At 26.1% G+C, this 22,699-nt stretch carries 20 protein-coding genes and 1 pseudogene; 12 read left to right on the forward strand and 9 right to left on the reverse strand.

Annotated elements, in window-relative coordinates; genetic code table 11:
- Both CP965_RS14375 and CP965_RS13830 read right to left on the reverse strand, forming a co-directional pair.
- The coding region (locus tag CP965_RS14375; protein ID WP_129062700.1) for a c-type heme family protein at window positions 1-1,282 on the reverse strand (1,282 nt) is incomplete at its 3' end.
- The gene (locus CP965_RS13830) at window positions 1,283-2,329 is read right to left on the reverse strand and encodes an HD domain-containing phosphohydrolase (RefSeq protein WP_129062701.1); all 1,047 of its coding nucleotides are present in this window, start codon (window positions 2,327-2,329) and stop codon (window positions 1,283-1,285) included.
- 108 nt (window positions 2,330-2,437) lie between these two features.
- Here CP965_RS13830 and CP965_RS13835 point away from each other — a divergent pair, with 108 nt between their 5' ends.
- Genes CP965_RS13835 through CP965_RS14470 form a run of 3 tightly spaced genes read left to right on the forward strand, consistent with a single transcriptional unit; the run spans window position 2,438 to window position 6,047 of the window.
- Window positions 2,438-3,235, forward strand: a complete 798-nt coding sequence (locus CP965_RS13835) for a substrate-binding domain-containing protein (RefSeq protein WP_129062702.1) — start codon at window positions 2,438-2,440, stop codon at window positions 3,233-3,235.
- Complete coding sequence (locus tag CP965_RS13840; RefSeq protein ID WP_129062703.1) at window positions 3,235-5,868, forward strand: hybrid sensor histidine kinase/response regulator; 2,634 nt, start codon at window positions 3,235-3,237, stop codon at window positions 5,866-5,868. Before CP965_RS13835 ends, CP965_RS13840 begins: the two co-directional genes overlap by 1 nt.
- 53 nt (window positions 5,869-5,921) lie before the next feature.
- Window positions 5,922-6,047 (forward strand): hypothetical protein, encoded by a 126-nt coding sequence (locus CP965_RS14470; protein ID WP_267285287.1) that lies wholly within the window; start codon window positions 5,922-5,924, stop codon window positions 6,045-6,047.
- A gap of 5 nt (window positions 6,048-6,052) precedes the next feature.
- Here CP965_RS14470 and CP965_RS13845 read toward each other — a convergent pair whose 3' ends face one another.
- The 4 genes from CP965_RS13845 to CP965_RS13860 are packed head-to-tail and all read right to left on the reverse strand — an operon-like array spanning window position 6,053 to window position 10,271.
- Complete coding sequence (locus tag CP965_RS13845; protein WP_129062718.1) at window positions 6,053-6,589, reverse strand: rhomboid family intramembrane serine protease; 537 nt, start codon at window positions 6,587-6,589, stop codon at window positions 6,053-6,055.
- Complete coding sequence (locus CP965_RS13850; RefSeq protein WP_129062704.1) at window positions 6,573-7,139, reverse strand: hypothetical protein; 567 nt, start codon at window positions 7,137-7,139, stop codon at window positions 6,573-6,575. Before CP965_RS13850 ends, CP965_RS13845 begins: the two co-directional genes overlap by 17 nt.
- Window positions 7,140-7,148: 9 nt before the next feature.
- Window positions 7,149-9,566 (reverse strand): endopeptidase La, encoded by a 2,418-nt coding sequence (gene lon, locus CP965_RS13855; protein WP_129062705.1) that lies wholly within the window; start codon window positions 9,564-9,566, stop codon window positions 7,149-7,151.
- A gap of 33 nt (window positions 9,567-9,599) precedes the next feature.
- The gene (locus CP965_RS13860; RefSeq protein WP_129062706.1) at window positions 9,600-10,271 is read right to left on the reverse strand and encodes an outer membrane protein assembly factor BamD; all 672 of its coding nucleotides are present in this window, start codon (window positions 10,269-10,271) and stop codon (window positions 9,600-9,602) included.
- A 121-nt stretch (window positions 10,272-10,392) separates the two neighbouring features.
- Between CP965_RS13860 and CP965_RS13865 the strand changes: the two genes are divergently transcribed.
- The 5 genes from CP965_RS13865 to CP965_RS13885 all read left to right on the forward strand — a co-directional run bounded on the left by CP965_RS13865 (window position 10,393) and on the right by CP965_RS13885 (window position 13,504).
- A complete protein-coding gene (locus CP965_RS13865; protein WP_129062707.1) occupies window positions 10,393-11,157 on the forward strand; it encodes a pyrroline-5-carboxylate reductase in 765 nt (254 codons plus the stop codon).
- A complete protein-coding gene (locus CP965_RS13870; protein WP_129062708.1) occupies window positions 11,138-11,431 on the forward strand; it encodes a hypothetical protein in 294 nt (97 codons plus the stop codon). Before CP965_RS13865 ends, CP965_RS13870 begins: the two co-directional genes overlap by 20 nt.
- Entirely contained in the window at window positions 11,421-11,771 is a 351-nt protein-coding gene (locus CP965_RS13875) for a prepilin-type N-terminal cleavage/methylation domain-containing protein (RefSeq protein ID WP_129062709.1), read from the forward strand. The genes CP965_RS13870 and CP965_RS13875 overlap by 11 nt, the downstream gene beginning before the upstream one ends.
- Complete coding sequence (locus tag CP965_RS13880) at window positions 11,768-12,097, forward strand: hypothetical protein (RefSeq protein WP_129062710.1); 330 nt, start codon at window positions 11,768-11,770, stop codon at window positions 12,095-12,097. The genes CP965_RS13875 and CP965_RS13880 overlap by 4 nt, the downstream gene beginning before the upstream one ends.
- Before the next feature lie 81 nt (window positions 12,098-12,178).
- Complete coding sequence (locus tag CP965_RS13885) at window positions 12,179-13,504, forward strand: Na+/H+ antiporter family protein (protein ID WP_129062711.1); 1,326 nt, start codon at window positions 12,179-12,181, stop codon at window positions 13,502-13,504.
- A 25-nt stretch (window positions 13,505-13,529) separates the two neighbouring features.
- On the opposite strand, the gene rdgB is transcribed toward CP965_RS13885, so the two are convergent.
- Complete coding sequence (gene rdgB, locus CP965_RS13890) at window positions 13,530-14,120, reverse strand: RdgB/HAM1 family non-canonical purine NTP pyrophosphatase (protein WP_129062712.1); 591 nt, start codon at window positions 14,118-14,120, stop codon at window positions 13,530-13,532.
- 72 nt (window positions 14,121-14,192) lie between these two features.
- Here rdgB and CP965_RS13895 point away from each other — a divergent pair, with 72 nt between their 5' ends.
- From CP965_RS13895 to CP965_RS13910, 4 genes are all read left to right on the forward strand, one after another.
- Window positions 14,193-15,506 carry an MFS transporter gene (locus tag CP965_RS13895; protein ID WP_129062713.1) on the forward strand — a complete coding sequence of 438 codons (1,314 nt, stop codon included), beginning with the start codon at window positions 14,193-14,195 and terminating at the stop codon, window positions 15,504-15,506.
- 29 nt (window positions 15,507-15,535) lie between these two features.
- Complete coding sequence (locus CP965_RS13900) at window positions 15,536-16,183, forward strand: transglutaminase-like cysteine peptidase (RefSeq protein WP_129062714.1); 648 nt, start codon at window positions 15,536-15,538, stop codon at window positions 16,181-16,183.
- An 11-nt stretch (window positions 16,184-16,194) separates the two neighbouring features.
- Complete coding sequence (locus CP965_RS13905; RefSeq protein ID WP_129062715.1) at window positions 16,195-18,423, forward strand: bifunctional diguanylate cyclase/phosphodiesterase; 2,229 nt, start codon at window positions 16,195-16,197, stop codon at window positions 18,421-18,423.
- Between the two features lie 156 nt (window positions 18,424-18,579).
- Window positions 18,580-21,666: an efflux RND transporter permease subunit gene (locus CP965_RS13910; RefSeq protein ID WP_129062716.1), complete on the forward strand. Its 3,087-nt coding sequence runs from the start codon at window positions 18,580-18,582 to the stop codon at window positions 21,664-21,666.
- On the opposite strand, the gene CP965_RS13915 is transcribed toward CP965_RS13910, so the two are convergent.
- Window positions 21,663-22,511: a bifunctional helix-turn-helix domain-containing protein/methylated-DNA--[protein]-cysteine S-methyltransferase gene (locus CP965_RS13915; RefSeq protein ID WP_129062717.1), complete on the reverse strand. Its 849-nt coding sequence runs from the start codon at window positions 22,509-22,511 to the stop codon at window positions 21,663-21,665. The genes CP965_RS13910 and CP965_RS13915 overlap by 4 nt on opposite strands.
- Before the next feature lie 57 nt (window positions 22,512-22,568).
- Window positions 22,569-22,699 (reverse strand): annotated as a pseudogene (gene glyA, locus CP965_RS13920) (serine hydroxymethyltransferase); the annotation flags it as partial.

Below are 22,699 nucleotides of genomic sequence, written 5' to 3' on the forward strand. Positions count from 1 at the left end.
TATTCTCTTTTGTTAGCTCTTTATTTTTACTTAGTAATTCTGAAAATCCTATTATTGCATTTAATGGTGTTCTTATCTCATGACTCATATTTGCTAAAAATATTGATTTCGCTTCATCTGCCCTTTGCGCTTGTAGTTGGGCTTCTACTATACTTGAAACATCTAATCTTATGGCTAGAAATTCTTCTATTTCATCTTCCACATTTAATATAGGGACAATAGTTGTTAAAACATAATAAGAACTTCCATCTTTTGCTTTATTTTTTATTTGCCCTTTCCAGATTTTTTTAGCTAAAATAGTCTTCCATAAATCTTCAAATAATTTATTTGGCATATCTTCATGTCTGATAATATTATGTTTTTTACCAATTAATTCTTTTTCTGAATATTTTGAAATTTTTATAAATTCTTCATTTACATAGGTTATAAAGCCATATTTATCTGTTTTTGAAACAATTGCACTAAAATCAACAGCTTTTTTATATTGATTTAAAAGTTTTACTGTATTTTCTAAAGATAGGGTTCTCTCTTCTACTTTATACTCTAACTCTTTTTGAGTATTATCGTGTTCTTTTTTTCTTTTGATAGATATTATAGTATAGTGAATAGTTAAAATTAATATTAGAATAACTAAAAGTGTGATTATAAATAATTGTTGAGAACTTGATAATAAAAAATCATTTTTAAAGGGCATTGTAATTTGTATTACACCTCTAACATCACCTAACTTCCAAGTATCTTTTGGTGTATCAATTCTTGTATTATGGCAGGTTACGCAAGATTTATCATAAAAGATATCAGTTACTGCAACTTTGAAGACTTTTTTATTATTCTCAACAGCAGTTTTTTTATAAATCTCTATAGGATTATTTATTAAAAAAGTTAAAGATTCCTTTTCATATTTGTCTAAAACTCTATCTTGTCTATTTGGAAATGGGTAGTTACTGTATATTCTTATATTCATTTCTTTTTTAGTAACTAGTTTACTTAAATCATGAAGTAAGGTTGCAGGTAAAGGTATAGTGTCTTTTTTATCTGCATAATCATAGTTTATTTTTATTTCTTCATAGTTTTTAATTTTATTAATGACATGAGAAGTATAATAACTTCTTACTTTTTTTAAATTATCTATTAGTTCAACAGCTCTTTGAACCATTTCATCTTTTTTATTCTCTTCAGAAAGTTTTGGTAAAAGAAAAAATAGAATATAAAAAAGAATAATAGCAATTACTAAAATAGGCCCTATGTAAGGATTAAAAAAAGGTTTAAAAAGTTTTTTCATTTATTTTTCTTCTTGAAAAGAATGGTATATCTCTTTTATTTCATGAATATTCTCTGTAAAAATATCTACAATCTTGGGATCAAAATGTTTGCCTTTTTCTTCTTTTAATAATTCTAAAGCTTTTTCAAAAGACCAAGCTTCTTTATATGGCCTTGTTGAAGTTAGTGCATCAAAAACATCAACAACAGCAACTATTCTTCCATAAAGATGAATCTCTTCTTTTTTTAATCCTTTTGGATATCCTGAACCATCATACCTTTCATGATGTGTTATTGCAATTGTTGCACCTGCTTGTAAGAATTTACTTTTTGATTCTTTTAAAATATCATAACCTATAACTGCATGAGTTTTCATTTTTTGAAACTCTTCTTCTGTAAGTTTTCCTGGTTTTAATAATATATTATCTTCAATTCCTACTTTACCTAAATCATGGAAAGGTGCAGCATAAAAAATTATCTCTTGTTCTTCTTCATCAAGTCCATATTGCTGTGCAATAAGTTTTGAATAATGTGCAACTCTTAAAACGTGTGAAGCTGTTTCTGGGTCTTTATACTCTGCTGTTTTACCTAAAATATATAAAGTTTCTTGTTCTCTTTGTCTTAAATCTTGTGTTGCTTTTTTTACTTCTTCTTCTAAAAGCTTGGCTTTATCTTCTATAAGAAGTCTATTTTGGTAATTTGTTAATAATGTAGTAACTCTTGCTTGAAATAAAACAGAGTTTACAGGTTTACTTAAAAAATCATTTACTCCTGCTTCAAAAGCTTCTTTATGAATATTATCATCATCTCCTGTTGCAGTAATCATCACAATTGGAGTTTTATCATTATTTATTCTAAACTCTTTTATAAATTCAAGACCATTTAAATTAGGCATCATATAGTCAATTATTAATAAATCAATAGAATTTCTCATTACATACATTAAAGCTTCTAGTGAGTCAGAAAAACTTGTTACATTTAAACCTATTTCATTACAAATTGCTTCTACAAGAAAGAGATTGTTTTTATTATCATCAACAGATACAATGTGCAAGTCTTTAAAATCCATTTAGAAACCTTTTTTTAATAATTCTTAGTTATAATATTTTATACTTTTATGACTTAAATGACAATTTGTATAAGTTAACTATATATACTACTAAATAGGGGGTATGTGATGTTTTTATTAAGAAGAATCATTATTATTTTATTGTTATTATCTTTTTATAGTTCTGTAAATGCAAAAGAAAAAGAAGAATTACTTTTTTATATTGGAATAACAATGATTAAACCAGTAGAAGAATTAGCCCATAAATTTGAAAAGCAGTATAATTGTAAAATTAAAATTTTGCAAGGTGGCAGTCAAGACTTATATGAAAGTATAAAAATGAGTAAAATAGGAGATATATATCTTCCTGGTTCAGTAATATATAGATATAGAAATCTAATTGATGGCTTGTTATTAGATGGAAAGTTTGTAGGTTTTAATAAACTTGCACTTGTTGTAAAAAAAGGAAATCCTAAAAATATAAAAGCTTCTTTATTGGAACTTACTAATGAAAAGCTAAGAGTAGTACTTGGAAATGAGCATAGTGGAAGTATAGGAAATGCCTCTAAGAAAGTTTTAAGAGCTAATAATCTTTATAAAAAGGCAATGCTAAACACTTCTTTTCTTGCCCCTGATTCAAGGAATCTTACAAAAGTAATTATTGAGAATAAAGCAGATTTAGTTTTAAATTGGTATGCCACAACTTTTTGGAATGAAAATAAAGATTTTGTACAAGCTTTGGAATTAGATGATAAATACTCTAATAAATCAAAGTTGGTTTTCAATCTATTGGCTACTTCTAAAAATAAAGATTTAAGTAGAAAGTTTTTAAATTTTGCTTCTTCAGAAGAAGGAAGAAAAGTTTTTTATAAATATGGCTTTTTAAATGATAAAGACTTAAAAGAGTTTGATAAAGTAAGTTTCTAATGAAAAATAGTGTTTTAAAAAGTTTAATAGCCTTACTTGCTGTTTTCTTAATAGGTTATAGTTCTTTAGTTGTAGTACATATTTTCTTTGCAAAAATCATTGATGATTTGGATAATGAAGTGAAAAATGAGCAGGCAAGGTATAAAATAGGAGAATATATTCTAAAAGAGATAAACTCCGTTGAAAGAAACTATTATCAAATGGCAATAGTTTCTAATACAAAAGCATTAACACCTTTGCAAGATGAAGTTATTGAAGAGTTAAATGATATAAGAAATGCTATTAATATTTTAGAAAAGGGAGGAACTTTAGATAATTATATTAAATTAAATTTAGTAGGAATTAGTGAAACTGTAGAGCAAATAACTTTCTCTCCCTCAAGAGATACAAAATATACTTTTGAATCTATAGATTTAAAACCTAAATTAAAGTTTATAGAAAGTCAACTTGCAAAAATGAAAAAAATTATAGTAATGAAAAATATAATGGAAACTTCTAATAATAAAGAAGATAAAGAAGATGCAAAGTTTGAAATACAAATGTTTTTTAAGCAAATACCTGCACTTTTTATTAGAATGAAAGAAAATGCAAGTCGTTTATTATATGAAAGTAAAATAAATCTAGATAAATTAGAAAAAAATATTTTAAAAGAGAAAAAGTATTATTCTAATTTAGAGTTTGTAGTTACTTTTTTAGTTATGTTTTTAGTTAGTATTTTAAGTTATATTGTAATAAAGCTTATTTTGAAAAAAAGTGGTGAGTTAAAAGCAATCTCTTTAAAAGCTGAGAATGCAGCAAAAGAAGCTTCAAAAGCAAATAAAATAAAATCTCAATTTTTAGCTAATATGAGTCATGAAATAAGAACACCTTTAAATGCAATAATAGGTTTCTCAGAGATTCTTTCTAAAGCTAAATTATCTATTAAAGAAAAAGAACAAGCATCAGTTATAAATAAAAGTGCAAAATCTTTATTAAATATTATAAACGATATTTTAGATATTTCAAAAGTAGAAAGTGGAAAGTTTGAACTTAGTAAAGGGAAAGTTGATTTAAAAAAACTTTTAGAACAAGTAGTTGAATTATACTCTATAAATACAAAACAAAAGAATATTAGATTTATTTATAAACTTATAGGAGATATCCCTAGGTATATTTATACTGATGAAACTAGACTTAAACAAGTATTATCAAATATTGTAAGTAATGCAATAAAATTCACTCCTGAAAATAAAAAAGTTTTCTTTGAGGTTGAACTTTTAAAACAAGATGAAAAAGAAGCTACTTTAAAGTTTTTAGTTAAAGATGAAGGTATAGGAATATCCCTAGAAAATCAAAAAAGAATTTTTAAACCTTTTTCTCAGGCTGATGGCAGTATCTCGAGACAATTTGGTGGTACGGGATTAGGATTGTCTATAAGTCTTAAAATTATTGAATTAATGGGCTCAAAAATAAATCTTTTAAGTGAAGAAAACAAAGGAAGTAGTTTCTTTTTTGATGTAAGTTTTCCTTATGAAAAAGCAAAAGAAAAAAATAAACAATATAAATTTTTAGTATGTAATAGTATAGATAATAAAGAGTCTATCAAAGAAAGTTTACTTAATATACTAAAAGAGTATGGAGAAATTTTTGATGAAAAAACTATTCAAGGAACTATTAATCTGATTTTTTGTTTTGAAGATATTAATTTATCAGAAAAATTAGAAAAACTGGTAAGTAAGTTTGATGTACCCATTGTTTTTGTAGGAAATAGTGAAAACCTTGAGAAAACAAGTAAAATTAATTCTTTAATTGATTTTTATCTTGATACCCCCATTTATGGTTCAAAGGTTTTTAATATTATTGCACAAGCTTGTAAAATAGAAAATCAAAGAATTAATGCAGAAATAAAAAAAGACAATACTTTTAGAGGAAAAGTATTAGTAGCAGAAGATAATGCAAATAATCAGTTATTAATAGAGTTATTATTAAAAGATTTAGGCTTAAGTATTGATATTGTTGATGATGGACAAAAAGCTTATGATTTATATATACAAAATGATTATGATATAGTTTTTTTAGATATTAATATGCCTATTATGGATGGATTAAAAGCCTTAGAACTTATTAGAGAGTATGAATTAAAAAATAAAATAAAAAATATTCCTATTATAGCTTTAACAGCAAATACAATAAAAGGAGATAAGGAAAAGTACTTAGAAGCAGGAATGAATGATTATTTGGCAAAACCAATAGAAAATGATAAATTAATTGAAGTTTTGAAAAAATATTTATCTAAATCTTTTTCAAAAAAAGTAAATTTAGAAAATATTGAAAGAAGTAAAAATACTTTTAATAAGATAGATTTAAATTTAGTTTCTACAAACTTGGGTTTAAGTCAAACTATTGCACAAAAAGTTATAGATAAATTTAAAGCTGATATTTCTAAAGAACTTGATGAGTTTGAAAAAACAATAGAAGTTGGAGATGAAGAAGAAATTATAAAGAAAGCTCATTATATAAAAAATTCTTGTTTAAATTTGTGTTTAACGCAAATTTGCGAACTTCTTGAAGAAATAGAAAAAGAAGAACTTTCAAGTAATCAAAAGAAAGAAAAGTTTAAAATTCTAAAAGAAAAAGTATTAGAGTTATTATAAAAGGATAAAAAATAAAACTAGAACCATGTAGACACTGCAAACGAGAAATAGAAGTGAAAAAACGCCAATGCCCTTACTGTGGAACTTTAAACCCTACAGTAAAGATTAAAGAGATAGTTTGGGGAATGGTTTTTGTTTTAGTTGTTATGTCTATAGTAAGTTATTTTATGAATAATTAGAAAATTTATTTTCTAATCATTCCAATTAGAAATCCAATAGCTAAACCTATAAAGTGTGCATACCAAGCAATAGGAAGTCCTATAATTATAGGAGCAACAGAGATAATTAAAACCCAAGTAATTATAGCTTTTCTTTGAAATTTATCTATATATGCAATATATCCCATAAGTGCACAAATTGCTCCTGAAGCTCCTAGTAAATTCACATAATTATCTAAATAGTAAATGTATAAAAAGCTAAAAATAGAAGTTAATAAACCAGCAACGAAATAAGCTAGTATAAACTCTTGTTTACCTTTATGAAGTTCAATTGCATTACCAAATTGGTAAAGAACAAACATATTCATAGCTAAGTGTCCTAAGCCTCCATGGGCAAACATAGTTGTTAAAGGTTGCCAATAAAAACCACCTTCTAGAAAATACATATTTAAACCAAAATATAAACCTCCATAGTTTACATTGATTTGAATAAAATACATAAGTACTGTAATTGCTATTGTAATATTTGTTAGTGTAAAATTTGAATTAGTAGTTCTTAACATAGTTGTCATATACCTTTATTGCACATTGAATATTTTCTTTTATTGCATTATTATATAAAAACTTAATATCTGTTTTTATAAAAAATATTTCTTTAGAATTAATTCTAAATGATGTCATAATTGACCCTGCATTTAGCTTAGCTGTTGAATCTAAATCATTTTCTATAATTTCATATTTGATTTTTAAAAACTTTTCTAAATTTTTTTTAGGGGGTGTTTTAATATAGTCTTTAAATATTTTATTTATCTCTTCTATTGTGATAATTTTAGTTATTTTTGAGTTCTTTTGTGCTTTTAAAATAGAACCTTCAATTTTATAATAACCATTATTTAAAGCTTTAATAGATTTTTTTAGTATGGTCTTATCATTCACTCTAACAAAAGTAGAAATGTCTTTTTCACAATCAAGTTTAGGAAGGAGTTTTGTTTTTTTTTCAACTATAAAAGTTGTATAAAGAACAATTGTTATGGAAATCATAACAATTGTTGCAAAAGTAAAAATATTATTTATTATAACACCATCACTAGGACGAGTTTTTTTTACTTTCATTTTTATTTTTTAGATTAATGCTTCTTTTAAAACATCTTCTATTGTATCAACAGCTTTTATTTCCATATTCTCTTTTACTTCTTCAGGTATTTCATCTAAATCTCTTTGGAAATTTTTTCTTGGAATTAAAGCTAGTTTCATTTTTGCTCTATGTGCTGCAATAAGTTTTTCTTTTAATCCTCCAATAGGTAATACTTTTCCTGTTAGGGTTAATTCCCCTGTCATTGCAAGATCAGAACGAACTTCTTTATTACTTAAAATTGAAGCAATAGTAGTTGCCATAGTTATTCCTGCACTTGGACCATCTTTTGGGGTTGCTCCTTCTGGAATATGTAAATGAATATCATATCTTTTATATATCTCACTTGAATCAACAGTTATTTTTTCTTCTGTTTCTTTTGAAGTTTTGGGAATTGTATTTTGCTCAATTTTTAATTTTTTATTATCAATTAAAAGTTTTACAACAGAGTACGAAATCTTTGATGATTCTTTCATCACTTCACCCATATTTCCTGTAACACTTAAAATACCTTTTCCTCTAAGTTTTACAGCTTCTGTTTTTAAAACATCTCCACCAACAGCTGTCCAAGCTAAACCATTTGTAACTCCAATTTGATTTTTCTTTTCTGCTGGGTCTATTTCAAAAATAGGGTTTTCTAAAAACTCTTTTAGGTTTTTTGTTGAAATAGAAACTTTTTTCATATCTTCATTTTTAAGAAGTTTTTTTACAGTTTTTCTAAATATTTTTGCAAAAACTCTTCTTAGATTTCTAACCCCAGCTTCTCTTGTATATTTTGAGATTATAGCTTCGATAGTTGTTTTAGATAAAGAAATTTCACTTCTTTTTAGTCCATGTTTTTCTAATTCTTGAGGAATTAAATAGTCTTTTGCAATATGATATTTTTCATTTGGAGTATATGAAGAAATTTCAATAAACTCCATTCTATCTCTTAACGCAGGAGGAATTCTTCTTGCATCATTTGCAGTTGCAACAAAAATACATTGTGAAAGATCAATTGCAAAGTTTAAGTAAAGATCCCTAAATTCATTATTTTGTTCTGGATCTAGAACTTCAAGCATAACAGCAGTTGGGTCACCTCTGTGATTTGCTCCTAACTTATCTATTTCATCTAAAACTACCACAGGATTCATTGTTTTTGCATCACTTAAGCCTTTTACAATTCTTCCTGGCATTGCTCCAACATATGTTCTTCTATGTCCTCTTAATTCATTTACATCTTCCATACCACCTAAAGCAATTCTTACAAGTGGTCTTTTTAAAGCTTGAGAAATAGAGTTTGCCAATGAAGTTTTACCAACACCTGGAGGTCCCACAAAACAAAGAACTGTTCCCTTTGATTTTAGATTTTCTATTTTTCTTTTTTCCAACATTTCTTTTACTGCAAAATATTCAGAAATTCTCTCTTTTGGTTTTTCTAAAGAATAGTGGTCTTTATTTAATTGTTCTTCCACACTTTTTACAGAAATGTCATTTTGAGCATATTTACCAAATGGAATTTCTAAAACATTTTCAATGTATGTTTGAAGTAGGGCACTATCAGGTGAGTCTTGGTGCATTCTACTTAATTTATCAATTTGTTTTTTTGTTTCTTTATATCCATCTTTAGGCATATAAGCTTTTATTTTTTTTAGCTTCTTTTTATAAGCTTTTATTTCTACATCTTTTTGGTTATCAGAACCTAGTTCTTTTTGTATAGCTTTTATCTGTTCTTTTAAGAAGTAATCTTTGTGAGTTTTTTCTATCTTTGAATTAACTTTTTGAGTTATTTCTTTTTGTATTTTAAAACTTTCAATCTCTTTTTTTATAGTTTCAATTATTTCTAATAATCTTTTTTCTAAATTTGTTTGGGCAAATAGTTTATATGCTTCATCTTTTTTAACTTTTAAAACTGAAGAGATTAAATCAGCAATTCTTGTAGCATCATTATTTTCTTCTATTGTTTTAATTAAATCAGCAGGAAATTTAGAATTAATTCTTGAAAGTTTTTTAACTTGTTCTCTTAGAACATCAATAATAGAAGTAATGTTTTCTTGTGATACTTCTTCATCTTCTAATTTATCAACAAAAGCAAAATTTGGATTTTCTTCATTATAATTTTTTATTCTTCCTTTTGCTAGTCCTTGAAAAAGTACTTTTATTTTCCCATCTGGTAAAGATACTTTTCTCATGATATTTCCAATTACTCCAACATCATAAAAGTCATCTTCTTTTCTTTTCCCCTCATGTCCAGGTTTACTAACAGTTACTATTACTAATTTATTATTTTCAATTGAGTGCTCTACTGCTTCTAAATTGCTTTCACTTTCTAAAAACAAAGGAGCAATCATAAATGGATATAAAAATATTTCGTCCTCAACTATTAAAGGTATTTCCTGTGGAAAAGATTCATAATTGTCTAATTCCATATGTTTTAACTCCTATAAAATATTCAAATTTTTTTAAAAAAGGTTCTCTTCAAAAAGAGATCTATAAAGTGGAACTTCTACTTCTTCAATTTCTTTAGCATCAACCCAAGATTCTTTTACTTTTTCTTCATAATATTTTGCAGCTTTTGGTTTATCAAGCCTTTTATAAAGATCTGCAATTTCTTTGTCTAAAGAAGCCTTTGCCATATAAAGTCTTGCACTCATAGTATCAACTAAAGGCATATATTTAGAGTCAGTAAATAAGTTTCTATACTCTTCAATTTCTTTAATTGTATCTTCAATAAGTTGTTGTTCTCTAAGTGAGTATGAAAAACCTAAAAAGTTAGCTTTAATTTTCAAGTATCTTACATAGTCTATATTTTTGCTAAGAGCAAATCTTTTTATATATTCATCAAGATAGAAATTAGCTAACTGGTACTCCTCATTATCAATATGAGCATTAGCTAGGATTAATAATGCTGTAGGAATTAAAGGTGAATTTCTATGTTCACTTTCTAATGATGTATATGTATCATCTGCTTCTTCTAGGAAACCTGTAGAAATATCTTTTAACATTTTATTGTACCAATAAAGTGCTGGTTTATTATATTCTTGTGCTCTTTCAGATTTCTGTGAGCAAGCAGTTAAGATAAAACCTAAACTTAAAATTAATATGACATTTTTAAACTTCAGTTTGTTGATCATTTATATCTTCCTTTTTTTGTAAAGTAAGTATTTTATCTTATGTATCCTTGCTACTTTCTTACTTTTTAAAGCTTTATAATTAATTAGTTATAATGTGTAAAATAATTTTGAAGGTATTACGATGAAATTAACACTTATTGGAAATGGATTTATGGCACAAGCACTTGCAAGAGGTCTTGTGAATAATTTTGAAGTAGAAATAATAGGAAGAGATGAAAAAAAACTAAATGAAATTAAAACAAGAATTTCTGAAGTTGAAGTAAAAGTTATGAAAGATATGGAAGATATTACAGATAAGAATATAATTTTTTGTGTAAAACCATATGCTTTACAAAGTGTTGCAGCTAGACTTGAAGGAAAAGCAAATGTTTTATTTTCAATTCTTGCAGGGACTACATTAGACAATTTAAAAAAACAAATAAAATCAAAATTTTATATAAGAACTATGCCTAATGTGGCAGCTTCAGTTTGTGGTTCAACTACAACAGTAACAGGGGATAAAGAAGCAAAAAATTTAGCTTTAGAGTTATTTTCTTATGTAGGAAAAACTGTTTGGGTTAACACAGAAAAACAACTTGATGTAGCAACAGCACTTGCAGGAAGTGGTCCTGCTTTTTTAAGTTTAGTTGCAGAGAGTTTAAGTGATGGAGCTGTTAAAGCTGGTTTAGAAAGAAGTATAAGTAATGAACTTGTAAAAGGTTTATTTAGTGGATATGCAAAATTATTAGAAACTACACATCCAGCTTTGATTAAAGATTCAGTAATGAGTCCAGGTGGAACAACTGCTGCGGGAATGGGAAAATTAGAAGAGGGTGCTGTAAGAGATGCTATGATTAAAGCAGTTGAAGCTGCAAATGATAAAGCCAATGAAATTGGACAAAAGTAGTTTTACTCTTCTTGAAACTATTATAAGTACACTAATTTTATCAATTATCATAGTAGGATTTTCAAACTCATTCTTCTATGATAATCTTGATGAAGAGTATATATTATTAAATAAATTAGAAAATAACTTTACTACTTCTTCTTATTCAAGTGACTTTGCAAAACAAAATAAAAATTTAACTTTAAAAATAAATGAAACTCAAACAAAAACTATCACTGTAAAAGAAATAGAATATAAAGATAATAAGATTAGGCTAAAGAAATATGAAATGTAAAGCTTTTTCTCTTCTAGAATTGATTATTGTAGTATTTTTAGGTTCTATAATTGTGATATATTCTTTTTCTTATTCAAAAGAACTTTATGAAATACAAATAACAAATGAAAATATTGAAAAATTAAAAATAGATTTAAACTCTACAAGAATAATTATTGAAAAAAACTTACCCCAATCAAAGGATTTATTGAGGTATGAAAATAAAAAACTCTATTATGATGGATATTTGCTACTTGATGAGGTAAATAGTTTTCATATGAGAGTTTTAGCTAATAATATACTGGTGGTTTTCATTGAGCTAGAAAATAAAATTAAACAAGAATGGAAATTTAAATTATGAAAAAAGCATTTACTCTTTTTGCTACTTTACTTTTATTAGTTGTATTTTCTTTTCTTATTATAAATATTTTTGAAGTAAAAAGTTTATCTTCTTCAAATATAGTAAATAAATACCAATATATTCAAGGTAAAAACCATTTATTGTTTTTAGAAGAGTATTTAAGAAACTCTTCTTTGGATGGAGTTAATAAAATTGAAATTGAAGATAATAAATTCAAGATACAAGCTTATGTAAAGGATAAGACAAGTAATTTTTTTATTCAAATGCAAGTAAAAGCAAAAGATTTTAATATTAGCTTAGTTAAAAATATTGAAATTAATAAGTAAAAATTAAGTACACTCTTTTCTCAAAAATAAAATTTATGTATAAAAAATATGAAATTTTCATAAAACTTTAAAAGGAAAATTATGAATTCTGTAATAATTGCCGTAAGTTTAATGGTTGTATTATCCTTAGTTCGTGTAAATATTGTAATTGCTTTAATTGTAGGAGCAATAGCTGGTGGTCTTGTTGGTGGATTAGATATAAATGAAACAATTCAAGCCTTTAATAAAGGCTTAGGGAATGGGGCAACTATAGCACTAAGTTATGCCATGTTAGGAACTTTTGCTGTTGCAATTTCAAAATCAGGAATTACTGATCTTTTATCAAATATGATTATCAAAAAAGTTAATTTAGGTGAGTCTTCTTTTCAATTTATTTATATAAAATATTTAATGTTGACTTTTATTCTACTTGCTGCAGTTTCTTCTCAAAATATTGTTCCTGTACATATTGCTTTTATCCCAATTTTAATTCCCCCTCTTTTACACTCAATGGCACAGTTACAATTAGACAGAAGAGTAGTTGCTTGTATTCTTACTTTTGGACTTATTGCTACATATATGTTTTTACCAGTTGGCTTTGGAGGAATATTTTTAAATGAAATTTTATTAAAAAACATTGTTGATAATGGAGTAGGTGCAGTATCTGGACAATTGCCTATAGCCATGGCGATTCCTGTTTTAGGAATGTTTTTAGGTTTACTTTTTGCAATATTTTTTTCATATAGGAAAAAAAGAGTTTATGATGTAAGTAAAATATTAGAAGTTGAAACAGAAAAAAGAGAACTTGATGTTTTTCATATAATTGTAGCTTTATTTTCTGTTGTTACAGCACTTGCTTTACAAGTATATACAAACTCTATTATTCTAGGTTCTTTAGCAGGTTTTATTATATTTATTGTTGCTGGCGTAATAAAAGCAAATCAAACTCAAGACTTTTTTACAAAAGGCTTAAAAATGATGGGAATGATTGGTTTTATTATGATTACTGCAAACGGTTTTGCTAGTGTTATAAATACGACAGGAGGAGTTGAAAGCTTAGTTTCTTCTGTAGTTGATATAATAGGAAATAATAAATCTTTAGCAGTATTTCTTATGTTAATAGTAGGGCTTTTTATTACAATGGGAATTGGTTCTTCTTTTTCTACTATTCCTATTATTGCAACTATTTATGTACCTTTATGTATACAATTAGATTTTTCTGTAATGGCAACTATTTCAATAGTTGGTACTGCTGCTGCCCTTGGAGATGCAGGTAGCCCCGCTTCAGATAGTACACTTGGACCAACATCGGGGCTTAATGTTGATGGACAGCATGACCATATTTGGGATACTGTAGTTCCTACTTTTCTTCATTATAATATCCCTTTAATAATTTTTGGTTGGCTTGCAGCTGTATATGTTTTTTAAGATAAAAGTAGAGTTTTCTCTACTTTTATAAGATTATATCTAAAACTTTTTTTGCAAGTTTTAATGCCTTACTTCTATGAGAAAACTCTTTTTTTACTTCATAAGGGAGATTCCCTAAAGTTTTATCAAAACCATTTGGAATAAACATAGGATCATAACCAAAACCATTTTCACCTATTTCTTTATCTATTACTTTACCATACATCCATCCATGTACTGTGTAAGTATAACCTTTATAGACAATGGCTATACAAGCTGTATAATAAGCTTCTGTCTCTTTTAAGTTTTTTTCTTTTAATTTTGAAATTAACTTTGAATTATTTTCTTTATCAGTGGCATTAGTTCCTGCATATCTTGCTGAATAAATACCTGGTTCATTATTAAGAGCTGGAACAGTTATCCCACTATCATCAGAAATTACGATTGCATCTTTAGAACCAATTTTTTCATAAATTTCTTGAGCTTTTTTTACAGCATTACCTTTAAAAGAGTCTTTGTCTTCTTCAACTTCATAATCTCCAATTATTTCTTTGAATGTAAAAACCTCTTCATTTGGTAATAATTTCTTAAATTCATCAATTTTACCTTTATTTCCTGTAGCTAAAATTATTTTCATAAATTTCCTTTTTACCCTCTTATTAACTTTATTGATATATAATCAGAGTTTATTTTACTTATGGGATTATATATGATTAAATCTATTTTACCTCTTAGTTTAATTATCGCTTTTAGATTTTTTGGACTTTTTATCGTTTTACCTGTTTTATCTGTTTATGCAATAAACCTTTATGGTGCAACTACGACATTAGTAGGTGTAGTAATTGGTGGATATGCTTTAACACAGATGCTGTTTCAAGTGCCATTTGGAATAATGAGTGATAAGTTAGGAAGAAAAGGTACTATTATAACTGGACTTTTACTTTTTGCTATTGGTTCAATTTTCTGTGCAATTGCTGATGATATTTTAATGTTAATGTTAGGAAGATTTTTACAAGGTGCGGGTGCTATTGGTGCTGTTGTTACAGCAACTATTAGTGATCTTGTAAAAGAAGAACAAAGACCAAAAGCAATGGCAACAATGGGAATGTTTATTGGAATGAGTTTTGCTGCTTCAATGTTGTTAGGACCTACGATAGGTTCTTTTGCTGGAGTTCCAACTCTATTTTATTTAACTGCTGTTATTGCAATTGTTTCAATATTTATTTTGGTTAAATATGTTCCTAATCCTCCAAAGATTACCCATACATATAAACACAAAGCTATAGTTTCTGATGTTTTATTAAATTCAAATTTAATAAAAATGAATATTACAAACTTTTTACAAAAAGGTTTAATGACTTTTGCTTTTATGATTATTCCTATGGTTTTAATCAACAATTATGAATGGCAAATGAGTGATTTATGGAAAGTATACTTACCTGCAATGATTTTTGGATTTTTATCTATGGCTCCTGCTGCAATAATTGCAGAAAAAAAAGGTAAATTTAAAGAGATTTTAGCTTTAGGTATATTCTTTTTTGGAGTGTCTTATTTATTGATAGGACTTAGTGCAGGTTATATTTTATTTATAGTTGGAGTAGTAATATTTTTTATTGGTTTTAATATGCATGAACCAATTATGCAATCTTTAGCTACAAAATTTGCAAAGGTTCATCAAAGAGGTTTAGTTTTAGGTGTTTTTAATGCCTGTGGATATTTAGGAACTTTTCTTGGAGGATTATTAGGTGGAATTTTCTTTGAAGATGTAGAACTTACTACAATAGTTTATACAATTGTTGTTATTTGTATTTTATGGATAATATTAATTATAACTATGCCAAATCCTTTAAAGAAAAGATTAATGTATATTCATCTTGATGAGAATACTAGACAAAATACTAATAAATTAGACTCAATTTTACATATTGATGAATGGTATATTAATGACACTGAAAATCTTTTAGTAATAAAATATGATAATGAAAATATAAATGAAAATACTATTTTAGAAACTTTAAAATAGTAAATAATATAGTTTAGAAAGGAGAGCTTTTGAAAAATTTATATATAGTGATTTTTCTTAGTATTTTCTTTCTATTTTCTTCAATAACTGCTGAAAATCTTTTTTATATCTCTTCTGAAAAAATAAATCAAATCAAAAAAAAATATGGAGCAGAAGCTGAAAAAAGAGTTCTTCTTTGGGATAAGGTTTTAAAAAAAGCAAAGAGTGAAGATATCTTACATCAGCTTAAATATATAAATGATTTTTTTAATAAAGTTAAATACGTAAGAGATGATATTCATTGGAAAAAAAATGATTATTGGGCTTCACCTTTTGAGTTTTTAGGTACTGGAGCTGGAGATTGTGAGGATTATGCAATTGCTAAATATTTTTCTTTAAGGCAATTGGGTGTTCCTGATAATAAACTTAGAATAACTTATGTAAAATTAAAACAAAGAGGTACTAAATATGAACAAGCTCACATGGTTTTGACTTATTATCATAAACCTGGTGCTACACCTATAGTATTAGATAATGTTAATAAAAGATTAAAATTAGCTTCACAAAGAAAAGATTTAACACCTGTATATAGTTTCAATGCAAGTGGATTATGGCAAGCTAAAAATAAAGGAAATGATTCAGTTCGTGTTGGAGAAAACAATCTTAAAAACTGGAAACTAATCATGGGTAAAATTTAAAAAGGAAAAATATGTCTTTGTCTAAACAGTTATATATAATTATTGCTTTCATCTTTTTTATAATATTCACTGGTAATTTTATTATAAGTATAAAAAATACTAAAGAATATTTAGAAGTTGAATCTCAAACAAAAGCACAAGATACTGCAACATCTTTAGGAATGAGTTTAAGACCTTTAATTAAAGATAAAAAAGACCCTGAAATTGAGTCAATAATTAAGGCTATATCAAATAGTGGTTTTTATAAAGAAATAAGATTAGAAGATAGTGATTATATAATAAATGACTATGAGTTGTTAGATGCAACATCAACTTACAAGAATGACAACTGGAAAATTAAGAAACTTTTTGTCGAATCAAAATTTGGATATGTAGAAAAAATTCAATCTGATTATGAATTAAGTGAACAGCTATTACAACTTGAAGATGATTCTATTAATAGTGATTCTTTTGATGATTTTAATGTAGAAAATTTTGAAAGATATAGATATATTCCAACTGATGCCTATAAAAATGGTGGAAAAATACCTTTTACTTTAACTATTACAAATGAAAATGAAACTAAAGATATTGTAGTAAAACTTGATATTAAAAAAATATTGCTAGAAGAAAAAAGAGATATTAAATTTGATTCTGTACCTGCTTGGTTTATTGATTTAATACCATTAGAGTTAGAAGAGAAATTTAGTGAAATTTCTGATGGTTGGAAAAAATCAGCAGTTATTTTTGTAAGTCCTAATCCAGGTGAAGCTTATGCTAAATTATTTAAACAAGCAAAAAATTCAATTATTTATGCTTTTATTGCTTTTATCATTTCAATGATAATCCTTTTTATATTTGTTCAATATTTATTAAGACCATTAAAAAGGATTGAAAGCTTAGCAAAAAGTATTGCTCTAGGAAAGTTTGAAACAATTGATGAACTTCCTTGGACTACAGAAATCAAACATGTATCTATTGCAATGAATGATATGTCAAGAAAAATTGAAGTAATAATTAATAAGTTAAATAGAAATCTTCAAACTTTATCAGAAAAACTATCTCAAGATGAATTAACAAAATTACCTTTAAAAACTACATTTGAAACAGATATGAAACAGATGTTTATTCAAAAAGGTAAAGGATATATTTTAAAAATAAAAATAAATGCACTTAGTAGTTTTGCAAAAACACATACTAATAAGGAAGTAAATAGTTTCATTCTTGAGTTTACTGATGAAATTAAAAATGTTTTAAAAGAGAAAGAAGATAATAAAAAGTTTAAATTTTATAGGTTTTTTGGTTCAGAGTTTATGTTGATTCTTGAAGATTGTGATTACTCTTGTAGTGAGAAAATATGTAAAAACCTAAAAAATAGTTTTAATCTTTTGGCCAATAAGCATAAAGTAACCGAAATTGCACATATAGGTGCTACTCCATTTAATACTTATAGTACTACTCCTGAAATGCTTCAAGCTACTAATGAAGCTTATGAAAAAGCTAAATTAATAGGTCCAAATGACTATTTTATTAGAGATAATAATGATTTAATTAGGGATATGGAAGAGTGGAGAGATTTAATTTTTACAATTATTGAAAATAATAGTTTTGAAATTGAATATATAAATGATACTTATTGTTCAAAAGATGAGGAAATTTTATTAATGCAAGAGGCTTTCACTTCTGCAAAAGATAAAAATAATAAAAATATTCCAATCGGGACATTCGTTTCCATAGCAGAAAAATACGAAAAAATAGTTGATTTTGATATGGCAGTAATTTCTAAAGTCATAGATTATATGGTTATTAATGATATTAAGCACGATATAATGATTAATCTATCTTTAAACTCAATTGAAGATGAAGAGTTTATTTCTTGGTTAGAAAATAAAATCTTTACTAATAAAAATATAGCTTCTCAATTATTGTTTTCAGTTACTGCATATGCTGTTATAAAAGATATAAAAGGCTTTAAAAACTTTTGTGATAAAGTTCATAATGTAGGAGCTAAAATTATAGTTAAAAGATTTGAAAGTAAGTTTATTCCCCTTGATAATATTAAAGATTTTAATTTAGATTTTATAAGATTAGCAAGAGATTATACTACTGATATTTATCTTGATACATCTAAACAAAGTTTTGTTGAGTCAATACAAGAATTAGCAAATCTTTTAAATATTAAAGTTTATTGTGAAAATGTTAACAATAATAAAGATTATGATATGGTTAAGAAAATAAAAATAGATGGTATTAGCAGATAATAACTGCTAATACTTTATCTTTTATACTTTTTTATAAATTTATATAATATTTCAAACTTTGGATATATTTTAAAAATCATTTAAATGTAATAATTAATAATATTAATACTTCATTAATAAATATTAAATATAATACACCTTTTCTTGGGGAAGAGTATGTTTGAAAAATTTTTAAAATTCTTTGTAGATAATTCAAGGATGAATTATACTTTATTTGTTTTAGTGTTTTTTGCAGGTATTTGGTCTTATAATAATACAGCAAAAGAAATATTTCCTAGTTTTGAGTTAGAAATGATTTCTGTTACTGGGTCTTATTCTGGTGCTTCAGTTGATATTTTAGATAAAATGGTTGTAACAGAAATTGAAGATAATATAAAAAATCTTGATAGTGTTGATACCATGACTACTGTGATTAGTCCAGGTAGGTTTTCTTTAATTTTAGAATTAAAAGAGGGAAAAAATAAGTTTAATGAATCTGATAAAGTTAAAGATTCAATAGCTTTAGTAAAAGCAGATCTTCCTTCGGATATGGATGAGCCTACTGTAAATGCCTTAACAAGATCCCGTAGTTTATTAGATATTTCTTTAACTTCTGAGAAACTAACTTTGGATGAGTTAAAGCCTTTAGCAAATGACATAAAAAGTAAATTAATGACAATTTCTGGAATTAATGATATTACTATTTATGGTGATTCTGATGAATATTATGAAATACTTATTGATGACAAAAAAGTAGAAGCTTTAGATTTAAATAAAAGTGATGTTTTTAATGCAATTTCTACATTGTCTTATATCTTCCCAGTTGGAAAAATAGAAGATAGTAAAAAACATTATTATGTTTCAACTTTTAATGGTGAAAAAACTGCAAATAACTTTGGAAATACTCTTCTTAGAGTAGGGCAAACAAGTGTTTATTTATCTGATATTGCTCTTATTTCAAAGAAATATGAAGATGCTTCGACACTTTACTCTTTTAATGGTAAAAATGCTTTATCTTTAAATGTAGAACAAACAGATACGGCAGATGCTATTAAATTAACACAGGCAATCAAAGAAATTCTTCCTTCTTTAAATAGTCAAAATGCAGATATTCAAGTTTTAATTGCTGATGATAATAGTGAAAGAATAAAAGATAGGCTAAATATTGTTGTTTCAAATATTATGCTAGGAATTATATTAATCACTGTACTTGTAGCTATATTAATTAATTTTAGGATGTCTTTTATTATTGCAGTTGGTATTCCAACTTCTTTTGTAATAGCAGCTATTTATATGTATTTTTCTGGATATACCATAAATATGATTTCTTTAGTTGGAGTTTTAATTGCAATTGGTATAGTTGTAGATGATGCAATTGTTGTAAGTGAAAATATTCAACAGCATATAGAAGAGGGATATCCTCCTAAGGAAGCAGCAGTAATAGGTGCAAAAGAAATGGTAAAACCTGTATCAATAGCTTCTCTTACTACCTTATTTTCTTTTCTTCCTATATTAATGATTAGTGGAACTATGGGAGAAGTTATAAAATTAATTCCAATTGCTTTATCTGCATTAGTAGTAGCTTCTTTAATTGAGTCATTTATTTTTTTACCAATTCATGCTGCACATGTATTAAAAAATGGTTCAAAAGTTACTTCTTGGGAAAAAGCAAACAATATATACAATTCAATTCTACATTTTTTTATGGATTGGAAAAAAACTTTTTTGACAATTTTTATAATTTTTGTTCCCCTTGCTACAGTTTTAGAAATATCAAGTTCAAAGTTTCAAATTTTTCCTCAATTTGATGCTAGTGATGTAAAAATCACAATTAAAGCCAATGAAAATACAAAATTAGAAGATTCATTTAAAATTGTACAAACAATAGAAAAAGATTTACTTGTAAAAAAAGATGAATACTTTATTAAAAGTATAGATTCAGTTGCTGGATTTAGAAGAGATAGTGCAGAAAATACTGAAAATTTTTCATATGTTATGTATATGACTTTAGAACTTGAAAAAAGAAAAGAAGCTAACTTTTTAGATAAATATATAACACCTTATTTAAGTTTTTATTATGATAAAGAAGGAAGAGTAAGAACTAGAGATTCAAAGGATATTGCTAAAGATTTAAAAAAGTTCTTGATTCAAAAAGAATACAAAGAAAAATATAATTTAACAGAAATTGCTGTAGTAGAAAGAAAAGTAGGTCCTATAAAGGCAGATATAAAAATAGGATTAGTTTCAAATGATAGTCAAAAAATTATAAATTCAATTAATAAAATTGAAGAAGAAATTAATAAACTTGATGGAATAAAAAGTGTATCAAATTCTTTGAATTTTGGAGTTGATGAGATCAAATTAAAAGTTAACTCTTATGGACAGCAATTAGGTATAGATGAAGCTTATATTGGTTCTTATTTATCTAATATGTATTTATTAAAGAAAAAAGCTGTTGCTTTTGATTCTGAAAGTATGCTAGATATAAAAATTCAAAGTATAAATAAAGATGATTTTGAAGAATTTAAAAATACACAAATACCATTGAGTGATGGAACTTTTATTGCACTTAATCAAGTAGCTGATTTTAAGGTTATAAAGAGTTTTGAACAATTAATTAAAGATAATGGCTTAAAAAACTTTTATATTTATGCAAATGTTGATGCTGATATTATAACAGCAGGTGAAGTTGTAGATAAAATCCAACCTATATTACAAGAGATAGAAAAAAGTGGAATATCTTTAGTTTTTAAAGGAGAAGAAGAGAAGAAAAAAGATTTAAAAAATGATATGCTTTTAGCTACAGCTTTAGCTATTGTGCTTATTATGATAGCAATGCTTTATTTATTTAACTCTTTTAGGGAAACTTTTATTTTAATGTCAGTTATTCCTTTTTCTATTTTAGGGGTTTTAATTGGACACAAAATTATGGGACTAAATTTATCTATGCCTTCAGTTATAGGGATGCTTGGATTAGCTGGGGTTGTTATTAATGATGGAATTATTATGATGACTTATTTGAAGAAAGCAAATACTTTACATGAAGTATTTGTTAGGGCTACAAAAAGATTTAGACCGATTATTCTAACAACAATAACAACTTTAATAGGAATGAGTTCTTTAATCTTTTTTCCAACTGGACAAGCTGTTATTTTTCAACCTATTGCAATTGGTTTAGGTTTTGGACTTTTATGGGGAACTATTTTAAATCTAATTTACTTACCTGTAATTTATTCTATTTCTCATAGACTAAAAAAAGATTAAGATTCTTTGTTTTTTAAGGCTTCATAGGCTACAAGGATTTTTTTTCTTTCTATTCCCCATCTATATCCAGTCATAGCACCACTTTTACCCAAAACCCTATGACATGGAATTAAAAAACCAATAGGGTTAGAACCAATAGCACTAGCAACTGCTCTTACAGATTTTGGTTTATTTAAATATTTTGCCACATCAGAGTATGTAGCAATAGAGCCATCAGGAATATTTATTAAAGCTTTCCATACATTGATTTGAAAGTTTGTTCCCTTTACATATAGATTAAACTTTTTATCTTTTTTAATAAAAATACTATTTAAAACTTCATCTGCTTTTTTATTATCTTCTTTTAACTCTGCTTTTGCCCATACTTCTTTAAATCTTGTATAAACTGACTCTTTTGAAGAATCATCATAAAAACCTAAATAGCAAATACCTCTTTTAGTAATAGCAACTAAAGCATTTCCGAATGGAGTATTTCCAAAACCATAGGTTATTTCTACATTTTCACCTAGACTTTTATACTCTTTAGGAGTTACTCCAATAATATTTACAAATAAGTCATGTAGTCTACTAGAACTAGAAAGTCCAATATCTAAAGCACTATCTAAAATAGATTTTGATTCTTTTAAATGCTCTTTTGCATAGTTTAAAGTTACAGATTGTAAAAATTGTATTGGAGTTACACCAACATACTCTTTAAACACTCTTATAAGATGGTATTTACTCATACCTATATATTTTGCAATTGTATCTATTGAGGGTTGGTCTTTGAAGTTTTCATCAATATATTTTATTACTTCTTCGATTTTTTTATAGTTTTCATTTTTCTCTAAAAGTTTGTCTTTCATAAAATACCTTGAATTTGTATGCTAAAGTGGTATTATACCACTTTAACATTCAAAATATTAATAAGTCGATTGGTTGTAAATAACAAAGTTAGAAGCTAAATCTTTAAGCTCTAGCTTAATTTGTTCTTGAAGCTCTGTGTTGTTAATATCATCTAAAATATCAGCAATCTTATTAGCAATAAACTCAA

It is taken from the genome of Halarcobacter mediterraneus, assembly GCF_004116625.1.
Classification (GTDB): domain Bacteria; phylum Campylobacterota; class Campylobacteria; order Campylobacterales; family Arcobacteraceae; genus Halarcobacter; species Halarcobacter mediterraneus.